The 15,167-nt window shown below is 36.8% G+C and carries 17 protein-coding genes; 15 read left to right on the top strand and 2 right to left on the bottom strand.

Going from position 1 to position 15,167, the window contains the following annotated elements:
- Positions 1-226 precede the first annotated feature (226 nt).
- From F4V44_RS19310 to F4V44_RS19375, 15 genes are all read left to right on the top strand, one after another.
- A complete protein-coding gene (locus tag F4V44_RS19310; RefSeq protein WP_150441657.1) occupies positions 227-1,840 on the top strand; it encodes a sensor histidine kinase in 1,614 nt (537 codons plus the stop codon).
- Positions 1,834-2,520: a response regulator gene (locus tag F4V44_RS19315; RefSeq protein WP_150441658.1), complete on the top strand. Its 687-nt coding sequence runs from the start codon at positions 1,834-1,836 to the stop codon at positions 2,518-2,520. The genes F4V44_RS19310 and F4V44_RS19315 overlap by 7 nt, the downstream gene beginning before the upstream one ends.
- Before the next feature lie 17 nt (positions 2,521-2,537).
- Entirely contained in the window at positions 2,538-3,509 is a 972-nt protein-coding gene (locus tag F4V44_RS19320; protein ID WP_150441713.1) for a tripartite tricarboxylate transporter substrate binding protein, read from the top strand.
- Positions 3,510-3,673: 164 nt separating this feature from the next.
- On the top strand, positions 3,674-3,832 hold the full coding sequence (locus F4V44_RS27530) for a hypothetical protein (RefSeq protein WP_191090779.1): 159 nt from the start codon (positions 3,674-3,676) through the stop codon (positions 3,830-3,832).
- A 437-nt stretch (positions 3,833-4,269) separates the two neighbouring features.
- Complete coding sequence (locus F4V44_RS19325) at positions 4,270-4,644, top strand: GntR family transcriptional regulator (protein ID WP_150441659.1); 375 nt, start codon at positions 4,270-4,272, stop codon at positions 4,642-4,644.
- Positions 4,645-4,655: 11 nt separating this feature from the next.
- Positions 4,656-5,345 (top strand): ABC transporter ATP-binding protein, encoded by a 690-nt coding sequence (locus tag F4V44_RS19330; RefSeq protein WP_150441660.1) that lies wholly within the window; start codon positions 4,656-4,658, stop codon positions 5,343-5,345.
- Positions 5,342-6,172, top strand: coding sequence for a hypothetical protein (locus F4V44_RS19335; RefSeq protein ID WP_150441661.1), 831 nt, complete (start codon positions 5,342-5,344; stop codon positions 6,170-6,172). The genes F4V44_RS19330 and F4V44_RS19335 overlap by 4 nt, the downstream gene beginning before the upstream one ends.
- A gap of 15 nt (positions 6,173-6,187) precedes the next feature.
- Positions 6,188-7,414 carry a hypothetical protein gene (locus tag F4V44_RS19340; protein WP_150441662.1) on the top strand — a complete coding sequence of 409 codons (1,227 nt, stop codon included), beginning with the start codon at positions 6,188-6,190 and terminating at the stop codon, positions 7,412-7,414.
- Between the two features lie 166 nt (positions 7,415-7,580).
- A complete protein-coding gene (locus tag F4V44_RS19345; RefSeq protein ID WP_150441663.1) occupies positions 7,581-8,165 on the top strand; it encodes a nucleotidyltransferase family protein in 585 nt (194 codons plus the stop codon).
- A 135-nt stretch (positions 8,166-8,300) separates the two neighbouring features.
- Positions 8,301-10,460, top strand: a complete 2,160-nt coding sequence (locus F4V44_RS19350) for a xanthine dehydrogenase family protein molybdopterin-binding subunit (protein ID WP_150441664.1) — start codon at positions 8,301-8,303, stop codon at positions 10,458-10,460.
- A complete protein-coding gene (locus tag F4V44_RS19355) occupies positions 10,457-10,933 on the top strand; it encodes a (2Fe-2S)-binding protein (protein WP_150441665.1) in 477 nt (158 codons plus the stop codon). Before F4V44_RS19350 ends, F4V44_RS19355 begins: the two co-directional genes overlap by 4 nt.
- A complete protein-coding gene (locus F4V44_RS19360; RefSeq protein ID WP_150441666.1) occupies positions 10,918-11,787 on the top strand; it encodes an FAD binding domain-containing protein in 870 nt (289 codons plus the stop codon). The genes F4V44_RS19355 and F4V44_RS19360 overlap by 16 nt, the downstream gene beginning before the upstream one ends.
- A gap of 27 nt (positions 11,788-11,814) precedes the next feature.
- Positions 11,815-12,642, top strand: a complete 828-nt coding sequence (locus F4V44_RS19365; RefSeq protein ID WP_150441667.1) for an XdhC family protein — start codon at positions 11,815-11,817, stop codon at positions 12,640-12,642.
- Positions 12,643-13,071: 429 nt separating this feature from the next.
- A complete protein-coding gene (locus F4V44_RS19370; protein ID WP_150441668.1) occupies positions 13,072-13,527 on the top strand; it encodes an RrF2 family transcriptional regulator in 456 nt (151 codons plus the stop codon).
- Positions 13,505-13,681 carry a YezD family protein gene (locus tag F4V44_RS19375; RefSeq protein ID WP_150441669.1) on the top strand — a complete coding sequence of 59 codons (177 nt, stop codon included), beginning with the start codon at positions 13,505-13,507 and terminating at the stop codon, positions 13,679-13,681. Before F4V44_RS19370 ends, F4V44_RS19375 begins: the two co-directional genes overlap by 23 nt.
- Positions 13,682-13,890: 209 nt before the next feature.
- Here the strand turns inward: F4V44_RS19375 and F4V44_RS19380 are convergent, their stop codons facing one another.
- Both F4V44_RS19380 and F4V44_RS19385 read right to left on the bottom strand, forming a co-directional pair.
- A complete protein-coding gene (locus F4V44_RS19380; RefSeq protein WP_150441670.1) occupies positions 13,891-14,610 on the bottom strand; it encodes a TerC family protein in 720 nt (239 codons plus the stop codon).
- A gap of 331 nt (positions 14,611-14,941) precedes the next feature.
- Complete coding sequence (locus tag F4V44_RS19385) at positions 14,942-15,136, bottom strand: H-type small acid-soluble spore protein (protein ID WP_150441671.1); 195 nt, start codon at positions 15,134-15,136, stop codon at positions 14,942-14,944.
- Positions 15,137-15,167 lie beyond the last annotated feature (31 nt).

The raw sequence follows: 15,167 nt of genomic DNA on the forward strand, positions 1-15,167 counted from the left end.
AGAAATGTTTTGGACCAGAGTATACAAGCTCTGGTTTTCCTCATTTGCACTTATTAAATTTCACATTGTACACTTAAAATATTGGCTTTGTTAAATAATATCGTTGATTTTTGACTCCATCTAAGATGAAATGTTTATTTCATACAGATGAGACAAAAATCCGGCTTATCTACATAGTTCTTTAACACAGCTAAGACATTAAATTGCTTCTATATAAAGGATGCGTATGAACAGAAAGACGAAAATATCATTGCAAACAAAAATTCTAACCTTAATTAGCTCATTAATTCTACTAGTTATTGTCCTTCTTGCTGCTATTTTTTCTTATTTACAGGCGCTTGAGACGAAAAGACATGTTGAACAGTTGTCATTACAGGCTGCAAAGTCAGTTGCGTTAATGCCAGCCGTTATCTCAGCATTAGATACTGAAAATCCCTATGAACATATTAGTCCAATTGCCTTAAAGGTAAAAGATGAGATTCAAGCGGCAGATATTATTATCGAAAACAGAAACACAATTGTATATTCTTCTTCTAAAGAACTAATAGGGGGCCAGTTGAATACTAAATCTAATTTTCGTGCTCTCATCTTTGGAGGAACATATATATATGAAGATTTCGATTCAGAGGAGCCCGCTTTATTTGGTACCGTTCCTATAACCGAAGGTTTTGGAAAATATGACAAAGTGACAGGGACGGTAACGGTAAAGTTTTTAAAAAAGGATGTTTATAAAAATTTATTTAATCAAATTAAGACCATTATTGTTTTTTCCATTATGGTTTTGATTATTGGAATCATTGGCGGCATCTTTCTAGCTAGAAGTATAAGAAAAGATACGCTTGGATTAGAGCCCCATGAAATTGCTTCATTATATAGGGAAAGAAATGCGATGTTGTTATCTATACATGAAGGTGTCATTGCTATTGATGAGAAGGGAATGGTTTCAATGATTAATCATTCTGCTTATGAAATGCTCCATCTCCATGATGGAAGTATAGGACTTAGCATTGAACAGCTCATTCCTGATCAACCTATCATTGATGCGATTCTATCGGGCAAAGAAATAACAAATGCTGAGATTCATATCATTGATAAAATTTTTATCTTTAATATTACCCCTATTGTGGAAGATGGGAAAAGACTAGGAGTTGTAGCAAGTTTTCGAGATAAAACGGAATTAAAAAATTTAATGGACACGATTAGCGAAGTTCGGAGTTATTCAGAAGGATTACGTGCACAAACACATGAATTTTCAAACAAATTATATCTGTTATCTGGCTTACTTCAGCTAGGTAGATATAATGAAGCGATTGATTTTATTCAAAAAGAATCTAAGATTCATCAAACACAAAATCAAATCCTATTTTCACAAATCAAAGATCCAAATGTGCAGGCTATTCTTCTAGGAAAACTAGGAAAGGCTTCCGAAAAGAAGGTTCAACTTGAAATTGATCCAAATAGTTCAACAAGTATTCTTCCGTCACATATTGAATTGTCTCATTTAGTAATCATTATTGGAAATTTGGTGGATAATGCCTTCGATGCGGTTAAAGATCAAGTAGAAAAATGGGTATCTTTTTCTATTACCGATATAGGAAATGATATCATAATAGAAGTGATTGATAACGGTAGAGGAATAGATGATTCTCAGATTGAGCTATTGTTTTCCAAAGGATTTTCTTCAAAAGGAGAAAACAGAGGATATGGTCTTTATAATGTCAAAGTAGTCTTGGATTTTTTAAAAGGATCGATTGAAATCAGTCAAAATCAAGGTGGCGGTGCCATCTTTACTGTTTACCTGCCAAAGAATGATGAAAAACGAGGGAGTAATATATGTTAAAGGTACTTATTGCAGAAGATGACTTTCGTATTGCGCAAGTAGAGGAGCAGTTTTTGAGGAAGGTTACCGATGTTACGCTAGCGGGGAAAGTCCTCAATGCCAAGGAAACGATGGAATTTCTAAGTAAAAATGAAGTTGATTTATTATTATTAGATATTTACATGCCAGATGAATTAGGGACAGAACTCTTACCTAAAATTAAATCCCACTATCCAAAGCTAGATATCATCATGGTTACGGCAGCGACTGAAGTAGAAATGCTGCAAACAGCCCTTCAATACGGAATAACCAACTATTTATTAAAGCCGGTGACAATGGAAAAGTTTATTGAAGCGATTGAGCAATATAAAAGGAAGAAAACTCTGATAAAAAACTATAAAGAAGTTGATCAGTCTATAGTGGATTTGTATTTCGGAAATGGGATGAAGCTAGAAAATGAACAAAAGACCTTGCCTTCTGGTATTGATCAAATAACATTACAAAAAGTTAAAAGCATTTTAGAAGAATGTACGGATGGGATTTCAATAGAAGAAATGGGCGGGAAAATGGGGGCCTCCCGAACAACGGCAAGAAGATATCTAGAATATCTTGTGTCCATTAATATTTGTCAAGCTGAACAAGAGTATGGCATTGTAGGACGTCCAGAAAGAAGATATTATCTAAAAAATAATAAAAAGTAATGAGGAAATTTATGCAGATTAAATGGCTAGGCATACTATGTCTTCTGCTAGTTTTTATTGCAGGATGTACAAAAGATATTTTTAATGAGAAAGAAGTAGCGGAAGAGGAACAGATTACCATTGTTGTACCTAGTTCTAAAGGGGGCGGCTGGGATATTACAGCCCGTGCCATGCAGAGTATATTGACAAATAAGAAGATTATTAACCAGCCTATTGAAGTAATAAACATTATTGGGGAAGGTGGAGAGCAAGGCTGGAAATACGTCAGCAGTCAAAAGGGACATGTACTGGCGATGAATTCTAGTTTGATTATTACCAATCATTTACTTGGTAAAAGCCAATTAACTTACAAGGATTTTACTCCCCTTGCGACATTGGCTTCAGAATGGGAAGTTGTGATTGTAGCTAAGGATTCAGAATTTGAAAATGCTCGGAACTTAATGGCTCATTTGAGGAATCATATCCGCGGATATGAAGTAGGGGTTTCTCCGAGACTCGGAAATAATGATCAGCTTTCATTTGTATTGGCGGCTAAGATAGCAGGGTTACACCCAAAAGAGCTAGATTTTTATGTATATGAAAATAGTGCTGAGGTAGTCGACGCCCTTCTCCGGAAGGAAATTGATGTTGCGACCATGTCCTTATCTGAAGCGAAGAAATATTATGATTTTAATCAAATTAATATCCTTGCCATTTCATCTAATAAACGTTTGGAGGAATTTCCCGAGATTCCAACATGGAAGGAACAAGGGTTTAATGTTGTTCTTCAGCATTGGCGTGGTGTGATGGGATCGCCAGGAATGAAAGAAAGTGAAGTAGCTTATTGGGATGAGGCATTATCAAAGATGACAGAAACAGTAGAGTGGGAAAGGACGCTTAAAAAATATAACTGGACTTCTTTTTATAATGATAGTGAACAGACTAACCTCTTCTTAAAAGAACAAAGCCGGTATTATGAAGAATTAATGGATCCTTTTCTGAGCCAATAGAATGAAAGAATTCCCCCATAAACTTAATGAACGAAATGTCTATATTAATTTTAATACATTAATTTTTCAAATTATTTACTAGTTATTTGAAAAGTTCTACAATAACGATTGACTGATATAAATATTATTACTGTCTATAAAAAGATTGGGGGATTTGTATTTACATGTGGATTTTAACTTCTTATTCTGATAATGAGATTACTATGTTTGAATTTGAGGACGAAACAGAAGCGAAGGAATCATATAATCGCATGAAAGGGACGAAAATTCTTTCTCAAGTTATTTATTATAACGATGATATTTTTGCCGCGGCTTCCGTTTAATTCATTCGTATAGTTTGCCGATTACAAAACAAATAGAAAAATGCATTCTTTACGAATCTTTTCGTATACAAGGTTTTGGCTGTCCATGTTGACAGCCTTTTTTTAAAATAAAACCATACGAAGATTGACAGGTATAGTGTATTAAGGATATAATACATGGCATAAGGTGTATTATATCCTTAATACATTTAGAGGGTTCGTATGAGAATCTCTATCGTGCCGTTAATGTATTAATCCTTTAGTACACATTGTTGACTCATTTTTTTATCGCAAGTGTATGATAGGGTTAATACAGTTGCCGCATTTAAAGAAAGTGATTTATCTTTGAGTTTTTTTAAAATGTAAAAAACTACAGATGCTTGGTCAGCGAAAGCAATTTTTTTGCCCTTACTGTATTAACCACTTAATACAAAGATGAACATTTAGGAGTTGGGTTTATGGAGGCGAAGTTTAACAATCGGGATCCGGTTTACGTACAAGTTATTCGGCATTTTAAAGAACAAATTGCCAAAGGGTACTTTGAACCGGGGCAGGAAATTCCGTCAAGAAGGGAACTAGCGAATAAGCTGAAGATTAATCCAAATACGGCGCAGCGGGCGTACAAAGAAATGGAGGAACAAGGGTTGATTTTTACAGAGGGGAATTTACCAAGCCGCATCACAAAGGATGACAAGCTTCTAAAAAGAGTACGAGAGGAATTGATTTTAGAAGCAGTTGATACATTTGTTCACTCTGTTCGGTCCATTAATGTACCGCTTTCGGAGGTCTTGAATCTAGTGAAGGATCAGTATGAAAAAGAAATTAAGGAATAGGGGGGAATCTGGTGATTGAAGTAAAAAATGTGACAAAGAAGTTTGGCAAGAAGAATGTGTTAAAGGGAGTTTCTTTTACTGCTGAAAAAGGAGAGATTACTTGTCTAATCGGAATAAACGGGGTGGGTAAGACCACCATTATGAAAGCCATCATGGCTTTAACACCGATAGACGGCGGAGACATTTTGATTGATAGTGAAAAAATTCGTAAAGAAAGTTATGAAAAGATCACCTTTATCCCTGATACGATCACAATGCCTCCTTCTATGAAAATAAAAGATGCCTTTATGTTTATGGCTGACTTTTATGGAGGCTGGAATCAGTTGAGGGCCAATGAATTACTCCAATTTTTCCGGTTGAATGAGAATGACCGTATTTCCGAACTGTCGAAGGGGAATACCGCAAAGGTAAACCTGCTGCTAGGACTTTCACTTGATGTCGATTATATCTTAATGGATGAACCGTTTTCAGGAATTGATATTTTTAGCCGTGAGCAAATTGCAGAAGTCTTTACTAGTCATTTAATAGAAGATCGCGGTGTAATCATCACTACTCATGAAATCAATGATATTGAACATCTAATAGATAAAGCGGTATTGATTGATAATGGTGTTGTTTTAAGGGAGTTCAATACCGAAGAAGTTCGAGAACAGGAAGGAAAATCGGTGATCGATGTTATGAGAGAGGTGTATAAAGGATGAATCGGTTTTTAAAATTAGTTCATTTTGAGTTTCAGCGATTTATAAAGCTGTACCTCGTGTTAATGGGAGTCATTATTCTTTTACAATTCATTGGCGTAATGGTTGAGTCACAAAACTATTTGAAGCAAGTGAATGAACATATACATAAGGGCTTAATGCCAAAGGAACAGTTTATCGAGCAATTTGGGACCTTTTCTTTTTTGCAGATTGCCCATTCCTTTTGGTTTATGGGGCCGATTGCCCTTTGTATAACCGCATTAATGATTTACGTTTTTTTTATATGGTACCGTGATTGGTTAGGGAAAAATACCTTTATTTATCGTCTGTTCATGCTGCCGACATCACGCTTGAATGTTTACTTTGCAAAGGCGGCAGTGATTTTGCTTTTTATTTTTGGACTTTTGGCCATCCAACTGCTATTAATGCCGATTGAAAACAGAGTATTACAGTGGATGGTTCCAAATGAGTATTTTAACATGCTCTCAATTAATGAAATAATAAATATTGATTATTTAAGTATCATATATCCACCCACCTTTATTGAATTTATTCTTTATTATGGGGGTGGAATGATTGCGGTTTTCATTGTGTTTACAGCAATTTTGTTTGAACGTTCCTTCCGTCTCAAAGGGATTATATATGGCATTCTATATACTGGTTTATCCAGTGTCATTTTTTTAGCTCCTATATTAGTCAATCAATTATTGCTTGAAGACTACTTTTTCCCATTGGAAATATTTTTCATGGAAGTAGTTATGGGTCTCATTGTTTTAGCAGGTGCCATATGGACTGCTCGTTTTTTATTAAAAAATAAAATAAGAGTGTGATAGGAGTTGGTAAAAATGAAGCGATATTGGAAAATTACCTTTCTTTGTTTCCTATCAATCATCGTCATTGCAACTTTTTATATTCAATCCAGCTTAGCTGGACAAAATCATATACGAGTTGAACTGGAGAAAGTAAAGGGCAGCGAGAAAGAAGTAACGGATCTCATTTTATACGGAGATTACGTCGTCGGTAACATATACCAAGGATTACAAATCACAAGTGAGGAAACCATTCAGCTGAATAATCAATCGTTCTTACAAAGATTGTCAATCAATCGATTTGCCCCTATGTTTAGAGAGCTAATGAAGGATTACAAAGACTTCATGCGCAGCAAAGAATTAAACTATAATAGCTTTTATGAAGATAAAAATCTATTAGCTTATGCGAATGTGAAGGGAGATTTTAATGAATATCCAGAAAGTGAAATCACCTTTGATATTGAGGTTTTCAATAAAAAGCCAGAAGAAAAGAAATCCTTTGAGGTTGAAGTACCAGAAAAGGAAAAGTATAGCTGGATGCATGTGGAAGATGTTCTTGTTGTAGATGAAGTATTAAAAGTATTGGTCCGCGGATTTGAAAAAAATGGAGGAGAGAAATTACGGGTCTATACCTTTCAGGTGAATGAGAAAAAACTAACAGGAAATGAAACGATTGTGTCCTCTCAATCGGGTGAAAACAGCTGGACAGAAATAAGTTTGAACATTGATTATAACTCTATTCAACCACAAGACTATCACCACCTTATAATCAAGAATACATTTGAAGCTCAAGAGGTGCAAGAGAATGGTGAGGTGTTGTCTTATAATGGTGAACCAACATTAGTTTCCAATGAGATGTTTATTTACGATTTAGGAAATAGTCAATTAAAAAAGCTAACAGTCCCTGAGAAAGTGTTGAAATCAGTCAATTCGAGTATTTTTCATTCTACCCTTTTTGTTTATACGACATCAGCGACTGGTGTAGAAGTCCAATCATATGATATCGAAAAGGATGAATGGGGTGAAAAACGGACATTTGATTTACCTCAAGTGAAGGATAGTAAAGAGCATCCATTTATAAAATTAATGCATGGAAAAATATATATGATTCAATCAACGCAATTAGGACATACCTTATTGATAGGGGATTTAAAAACAGGAGAATCTTTATATGAAGGAAAACTAAATGTTATTAAACAAAGTGAAAATCACGAAGAATATCGGATGTATTTTAATGAAATAGAGATTCTATCAAAAAAGTAAATTGTTACATTCAATGAAATGATTTAAATAAGGAGAAGAAAATAACAGCCTAGTTGCTTCTATTTTCTTCTCCTTTATTTTTTGTCTTTTATATTATAGGAATGATTGCATTTCTTAAAAAGTATATTTAAAAGAACAATAGAAGAAGTATAGCGGGTGATAAAAAATGGAAGCCATTATCCTTGCGGCTGGATATTCCAGCCGGGCAAATGCCTATAAAATGACTTTGCCATTAGGAAAATCAACTGTATTAGAGCAAACCATCTCTAAATTTGAAGGATACTGCGGCAGAATCCTGGTTGTAGCTGGATTTCAAGCAGAAATCGTTGAAGAGGAAATAGCCAAAATCAACCGAAAAGATGCTTATTCCTTTCAGATAAAACTTGTTTATAATGAACATTTTAACAAGGGAATGTTCAGTTCCATTCAAAAGGGCTGCAGCGTTGTAAATGCTCCAACCTTCTTCCTCACACCCGGAGATTGCCCGCTTGTTAAAAAAGAAACCATTCAGCTTGTGGCTAAACATAAAGGGAGCATCGTCATTCCTAGTTTTAACCACAAAGGGGGACATCCCATCAAACTATCAAGTGAAGTAAAAAAGAAAATCCACGAAACCGATCCCGAAAGTAATTTGCGTGAGGTCCTAAACGGTTTTGAAAAGGAATATCTAAATGTACATGATCCAGGAGTATTAATGGATATTGATACGCCGGAGGATTACCAAAAAGCCATAGACTATTCGTATAAATAAGTAAAGTTTCCCGAAAAACAACGAAATTCTTGAGTGAAAAGTATTCATAAAATTTTAGTTGCATTTATAGAATCGAAGAAAGAGATTTCTATTATTATATATCCCTTTAAAAAAAGAGTCGAAGGGTGTTGTTGAATGAGTCTGAAAGATATTAGCACGTCCGTGCCGAAAAAGGACCATAAAGGAAAAGTATCAGGTCAGTTGCCCTATATTAGTGATGAGAAAGTGGAAAATATGGTTTATGGTGTTTTGTATCGTTCACCTATTGCGTATGGGAAAATTCTATCCATCCAATTACCAAACCTTCCGGAAGGGTATGAAGCGGTTGGAGCAGAGGATATTCCCGGACCTAATTATGTCAAGATTATCAAAGAAGATCAGCCCATATTTGCCAATGAGTGGGTTAATTATATTGGGGAGCCCATTTTTATGCTCGTTGGAAAAGATCTGGATATCCTATACCGATTAATAGAGGAAGTGAGAGTAGAATTTGAAGAACATCAGGCCATCTATACATTGGACGAAGCAATAGAGCAAAACTCAGGCTCTGTCTGTTTAGCAAATTATGAATTTGGTGAGGACAAAGAAATCATTTCTTCTATCGAACAGGGAGCCTATCAAATTATCGAAGAAGAATATAAGACAGGATATCAAGAGCATGTCTATCTTGAGCCGCAGGGGATGCTCGCAATTTATCAGGATGATGAAATCATCGTCAAGGGATCGATGCAATGTCTCTATTATATAAAAAATGCATTGCTTAATGCTTTAGCATGTGGGGATGAAGATGTCAGAGTGGTTCAAAGTCCTACCGGCGGAGGTTTTGGCGGCAAAGAAGAATTTCCTTCCATGATGGCATGTCACGTAGCAGTTGCTGCGAAAGCCGTTAAGAAATCGATCATGCTCGTGTTCGACCGTTCGGAGGATATGGTCGTTACGACAAAAAGGCACCCAGCCAAGCTCAAATATCGTACGGCTCTTGACCAGGAAGGAAATATTTTAAGCATGTGTGTGGACATTTATCTTGATGGCGGAGCAAATGCTGGCTTGAGCTCTGTCGTACTGCAGCGCGCCTTAATCAATAGTGCGGGTGTATATAACATTCCACATTTCCATGCAAAAGGTTATGTTCTAAAAACAAATACTGTACCGAATGGAGCTTTCAGAGGCTTTGGAGCGCCACAAAGCTTTGCGGGAATCGAAAGTCATATCGGACATCTTAGTAAGCGGGCAAACATTGATCCGCTTGAATATAAACGAAAATACCTCGTCCAACAAGGAGACCCCACAATCACAAAAGGAAAATTCCATGACCCAATATTAATGAGAGAAATGATTGAAGATTTACTCTATACGTCAGATTATAGAAAGAAAAAAAGGGAGTTTCAGCTCTTCAATCAACACAATCACCGCTATAAAAAAGGCATCGGAACTTCACTGTTTCTCCATGGGTGCGGTTTTACTGGCAGTGGCGAAAGAGATCATATTAAAGCCACTGTAAAGCTGAATAAATCAAAGGATGACAAGGTATCGCTTAAAATCTCAAATTCTGATATGGGACAAGGCATTTTAACGACGCTGTGTAAAATTGTTGCCAAGGAACTAGACCTCCCGTACGAAGAAATTTTATTTCCTTATCCCGATACAAAAGAGGTTCCCGACTCTGGTCCAACAGTTGCCTCTAGAACAACCATGATTGTCGGGAAATTGCTCGAACGTGCTGCAAAAAAACTAAAGGTTCAATGGCAAACAGGTGTCGAACAGGAAGTGATTGAAAACTATGTTCACCGTGAGTTGATTCCTTGGGACGAGAAAACCTTTACTGGAGATGCCTACCCGGCTTATTCATGGGGGGTGAATATTGTTGAAGTAGAAGTGGATACGTTAACAGGAAATGTGAGACTAGAAAAAGTATATGCCAATTACGAGGTAGGGAAGGTTATCGATAATCGAGTGTTAAAAGGCCAAATTGACGGGGGATTAGCTCAAGGATTAGCCTACGGTTACCTAGAACACATGACGTCAAAACAAGGCAAAATCCAACAAAAAAGCATTTCTGATTATGGACCACCAACTTCATTGGATATCGTTCCAATCCAAAGCAAGGTATTTGATAATCCTTATGCGGATGGACCTTACGGGGCGAAGGGGGCAGGTGAATTGACATTAATCGGCGGTGCTCCGGCCATTCAAGCAGCGATTGAGGATGCATTGCAAACGGTCTTTTGGCAACTTCCAATCACACCGGAAGTGATTATAGAAAGTCTTTGGAGGAAAGAAGGGAACGAAGGTTGATTACATTTACGCTTAATGGAAGAACAGTAGAAACGGATGCCCCAGCCACTGTAAGATTACTGGATTTAATTCGAGAGGAGTTTAATTTAATCGGAACAAAGGAGGGCTGCGGGGAAGGAGAGTGCGGAGCCTGCAGTGTTTTTGTGAATAATCTCCTGCAAAACAGCTGCCTAATTCCCATTGGCTCGATTGCTGGTGCGAATATCCAAACGATAGAAGGCATACTTGAAACAGAACCATTTAAGCTTTTAGATGAGAGCTATTCTGCTGCAGGGGCCGTTCAATGCGGCTATTGCATTCCGGGCATGATTATGGCAAGTGCGGCTTTACTGTCAAAAAATCCTCATCCTTCAAAGGCCGAAATTCGTGAAGGCATTTCCGGAAATCTATGCCGCTGTACAGGCTACAATATGATTGTTGATGCGATCCACCTTGCAGCAAAAAAAGGGGATGGATTATGGAAGAAAAAGTAACATCATACCGCTTTGATAGTTTAGACCAAACACTGAGTCAATTGAATCGGGAAGACTGTGCTATTATAGCTGGCGGTACGGATATCATGGTTCTAAATAAAAGTCGCAGGGGCGTACCTCCAAAAATTTCCAAACCGATTGTTTTTATTGACCATCTTTCCGAGTTAAAGCAGGTATATCGACATAATCAGGACCTCCATATCGGAGCCTGCTGTACCTATAGTGAATTACTTGAAAATCCACTCATTCCGAATGTCTTAAAGAATGCAATCAAAACAATCGCTGCTCCGCCCATTAGAAATAGAGGAACATTAGGAGGCAATATTTGTAATGCTTCTCCAGCCGGTGATACGCTTCCCTTATTATATCTATACAATGCCAAGCTCCTCTTGCGCTCGGCCACTAGTGAAAAAGTGGTTTCCATTAGCGATTTTATTCAAGGCCCAAGGCGAGTTCAACGTCTTCCAAACGAACTGCTAACAGAGATTATTCTACCGTCTGTAATGGAAGAGGATGGTCATGTTGTGTTTGAGAAAGTCGGCAACCGGAACGCTGATGCCATTGCTAAAGTATCGTTTGCTGGTCTCATTCGAATAAAAAATGATCGAATCCATAACATTCGCTTTGCCTTTGGAGCAGTTGGACCTACGATGATTCGCTCGAAGGATATCGAAAAGAAGCTGCTTGGAAAACCATTCCCATTAACTGATAAGGACATCACAAATGTTGTCGCTGCCTTCGATAAGATGATAAAGCCAATCGATGATCATCGTTCCACTGCTTTTTACAGAAAAACGGTTGCTTTAAACCTATTACGCTATTTTCTAAGCTTAAAGAGGTATCAACCAAATTAATCTTTTTGAAAAAGGGGGGAGCTGTTCATGCTGTTGATGGAGAAAGTAGGCATACTGACACGCCAAAATGAAACATTTGCTTTAGCCATGATTATTGAATCAAGAGGCTCGACTCCCAGGCATGTTGGAAAAATGATTGTATACAAGGATGGCTCGATTGAAGGAACGGTTGGCGGCGGCTTGGCGGAATATTATATCATCGAAGAAAGTGTAAAAGCCATCCAAAAAGGAAAATCCAAAATCGTTGAATATAAATTGAATAAGCATGCAAAAGATGGAATTCAAATGAATTGCGGAGGTACTCTTAGAGTCTTTATTGAAGTCTATACAAGCAGACCTGAACTGATATTGGTTGGGGCCGGTCATTTGGGTGTTGCCATGGCCAAGCTCGCGGATTCTCTTGAATATCCCTATTGTATTGTCGATGATCGGATTGATTATTGTACGAGGGAACGCTTTCCTCATGCTACAAATCTTTATATACAAGAGGATATTGGGGTGGCCTTACTCGAAGCCAATTTAAATGAAAAGTCGTATGTTGCTGTCTTTCCAAAAAATCAGGATGATATAGTTTTAAAAACAGCCTTGCAATTTCCATGCGCTTATATTGGTATGGTAGCCAGTAAACGGAAAGCCATTACTATATTTGAAAAATTAAAAAGCGAAGGCATCACAGAAGAACAGCTCAAGCGGATATATTCTCCTATTGGATTAGATATCGGATCAGAAACAACTGCCGAAATCGCCATCAGTATAATGGGAGAAATCATCAAAGTAAGCAAGGAAATCAAGTCCGAAAAAACAGCCAAAGAAGAGACGAGACTAAATAAAGGTGAGAGAACGACGATAAAATGAAATCTTTAGATTAAAAAGGGGCAACTGATCTGTTGCCCCTTTATTTTTCATACTTGTTGATGAAAAGGAGATACATATTTAAGTATGATTAACAATTCTCTAACCACAAAAAATTTAAATTATTTTAAATTCCTAGTTTACAAATAGGGGTAATGTGTAATATATTAAATTAACAAAATTAAGAATTTTAATTATATTAGTTCAAGTAACAATGATTGGTTGCCTTATTAATCTAAAAAACAAAGCAAAAAAGCTTTAAATGGTAATCCATCATTTACCCTCTACAAGAGTTCATCATCGTCCGCATGCATGTGTTAAAGTTGACTAAATCACTCAACAATGGCATTTTTTTCGAAAAAATGTTGACTAGAATAATCAACATTAGAGGGAATTTAATTGATGGTATATTAACAAAAAGGGGGACTGACATTGAAGGTATCAAGTAAGGGGGAATATGCACTGAGAGCCCTGCTCGTTCTTGGAGAAAACCAGGGAAAAATCGTATCTATTCAAGAAATTTCAGAAAAGACTTTGGTTACGGTTAGTTATTTAGAGCAAATCCTATTAAGGTTAAAAAAATTAGGTTATTTAGAAAGTAAAAGAGGGACTAATGGGGGATATCTCCTCAATAGAGACACAAGTGAGATAAATATCGGCGAGGTCATACGAGTGTTAGAGGGGCCGCTTTCTCCTATGGGGTGCGCGTCCATTACAAAATACGAACCCTGTCAATTAGAGCCTGCTTGTCAGCTCAAGCCGCTTTGGTCACTAGTGAGAGACACAATTGCATATGTCCTTGATCAAACGACCCTGGAGGACCTTTTGGAAAATCGATTAACTTTCATGAAAGGGGAAGATTTACTTGCCTTCAAAAAGACCAATTGAACAGCATATACTTGAGAAAGTAAAGGAATTAATAGAAAGCCTTGAATATGGAACGGTCCAAATCACGGTTCATGATTCACAGGTAACGCAAATTGACAAATTAGAGAAACACCGTCTGCCATTGCAAAAAAGCTCCCACCATAAAAGAACATAAATGATGAAACATATGAATACGCCGATCGGTCCACCGAAGGCCCCTGTTAGTATCTGTTCGTAAAATGTCAGCTGCTAAAGGGGGTTTTTTACCTTGTGAAATTCTGCATTAGCAAAATGGGGGTCATATTCAAAATCTGGAGATGATTATGAATGGTCAAAAATGAAATAAAAAAGGGAAAGAGTATCATTTCACTCTTTCCCTAATCATTATGCTGTTTGTTTTCCTTCTGCCGCTTTTGAATGGCTGTGATTTTTTAAATAACCAGCTGTAAGTACTAGGGCTGTTATGACAGCTAGAATAACATACGCCATTGCGCCATGTGGAATTTCAACTAAATTATTTAGGTTTTTATCTTTTAGAATCATTTCTCCTGCCGTCCAAGAAAGAATTCCTGCACCGGCATAGCCAATCCAAGAATATTTTTCCATCATTTTAACAATAAATTTTGAACCAAAAATCATAATAGGAATACTAATAATGACACCAAGAGCAATCATCCCAATATGACCATGAGCAGCTCCAGCAACAGCGACTACGTTATCCAAGCTCATAACAGCATCTGCAATAATGATTGTTTGTATGGCTTTTGATAGACTATTATGTGACGTAATATTTGTATCCTCTTCCCCTTCTACCAATACCTTATAGGCAATCCAGAGAAGAAGGGCACCACCGATAAGGTTTACATAGGGAATTTGAAGTAGATAAACAATAATGGCTGCAAAAGCAATTCGTAAAATAACGGCTCCTGCTGTTCCCCAGAAAATGGCTTTATTTTGTAATTCTTTTGGCAGATTTTTCGTTGCCATGGCAATGACAATGGCATTATCACCGGATAGGATGATATCAATCATGATGATTTTCAATAATGCGATTAGTGCTCCTGATGACACAGCAACACCCAGTGCGAGAAGTAAGTTTTCCATCTTTATTAATTTCCCCTTTTTAAATATTTGGTATGCAGTATACATTATACCATAGTTTTCAGAAATTTCAAATAACACATAGGAAGAATAGTAGTTTTAATAGACTGAAGGTTTGATAGGGCGATGTTGGTATTTTATACTATCTATCCCTTATTGAAAATACCATATTTTATTTATTATTTAGGGGAATTCTATATATTTTTAATGAAAAGCAATTAAATAAGAGAAGGAATTCCATTATTCTAGTGAATAATAGGTTATGTAGGAGAAAGGAACTTGCGTATTGCTATAGCTAACTAAAATGACGAACAAAGCCTGTTCGTCATTTTAGTTACGTAAAATACTTGCCCGTTTCATCTAAAGAATCAATGGATACCAGCTGTTTGTGATCATGGGCTCCTCGTTCGGAAACCACTGCCATACTTGCTGTTGGATCAATACTTTCAATCCAAACAGGAATGCCATGATAGTGGACAGCTATTTCTTGATCAGAAGACAAAATTTCTTTGACACGATCTAAATGCATGTTCTCACCTCACTTATATCGTTTGCGAATA

This window comes from Niallia endozanthoxylica (genome assembly GCF_008710145.1).
Taxonomy (GTDB): domain Bacteria; phylum Bacillota; class Bacilli; order Bacillales; family Cytobacillaceae; genus Bacillus_BD; species Bacillus_BD endozanthoxylica.

Excerpts from the sequence above, each read along its gene's own strand:
- F4V44_RS19310 (WP_150441657.1), top strand. The coding sequence starts at position 227 with ATGAACAGAAAGACGAAAATATCATTGCAAACAAAAATTCTAACCTTA.
- F4V44_RS19315 (WP_150441658.1), top strand. The coding sequence starts at position 1,834 with ATGTTAAAGGTACTTATTGCAGAAGATGACTTTCGTATTGCGCAAGTA.
- F4V44_RS27530 (WP_191090779.1), top strand. The coding sequence starts at position 3,674 with ATGTGGATTTTAACTTCTTATTCTGATAATGAGATTACTATGTTTGAA.
- F4V44_RS19325 (WP_150441659.1), top strand. The coding sequence starts at position 4,270 with ATGGAGGCGAAGTTTAACAATCGGGATCCGGTTTACGTACAAGTTATT.
- F4V44_RS19335 (WP_150441661.1), top strand. The coding sequence starts at position 5,342 with ATGAATCGGTTTTTAAAATTAGTTCATTTTGAGTTTCAGCGATTTATA.
- F4V44_RS19340 (WP_150441662.1), top strand. The coding sequence starts at position 6,188 with ATGAAGCGATATTGGAAAATTACCTTTCTTTGTTTCCTATCAATCATC.
- F4V44_RS19345 (WP_150441663.1), top strand. The coding sequence starts at position 7,581 with ATGGAAGCCATTATCCTTGCGGCTGGATATTCCAGCCGGGCAAATGCC.
- F4V44_RS19350 (WP_150441664.1), top strand. The coding sequence starts at position 8,301 with ATGAGTCTGAAAGATATTAGCACGTCCGTGCCGAAAAAGGACCATAAA.
- F4V44_RS19360 (WP_150441666.1), top strand. The coding sequence starts at position 10,918 with ATGGAAGAAAAAGTAACATCATACCGCTTTGATAGTTTAGACCAAACA.
- F4V44_RS19365 (WP_150441667.1), top strand. The coding sequence starts at position 11,815 with ATGCTGTTGATGGAGAAAGTAGGCATACTGACACGCCAAAATGAAACA.
- F4V44_RS19380 (WP_150441670.1), bottom strand. The coding sequence starts at position 14,610 with ATGGAAAACTTACTTCTCGCACTGGGTGTTGCTGTGTCATCAGGAGCA.
- F4V44_RS19385 (WP_150441671.1), bottom strand. The coding sequence starts at position 15,136 with ATGCATTTAGATCGTGTCAAAGAAATTTTGTCTTCTGATCAAGAAATA.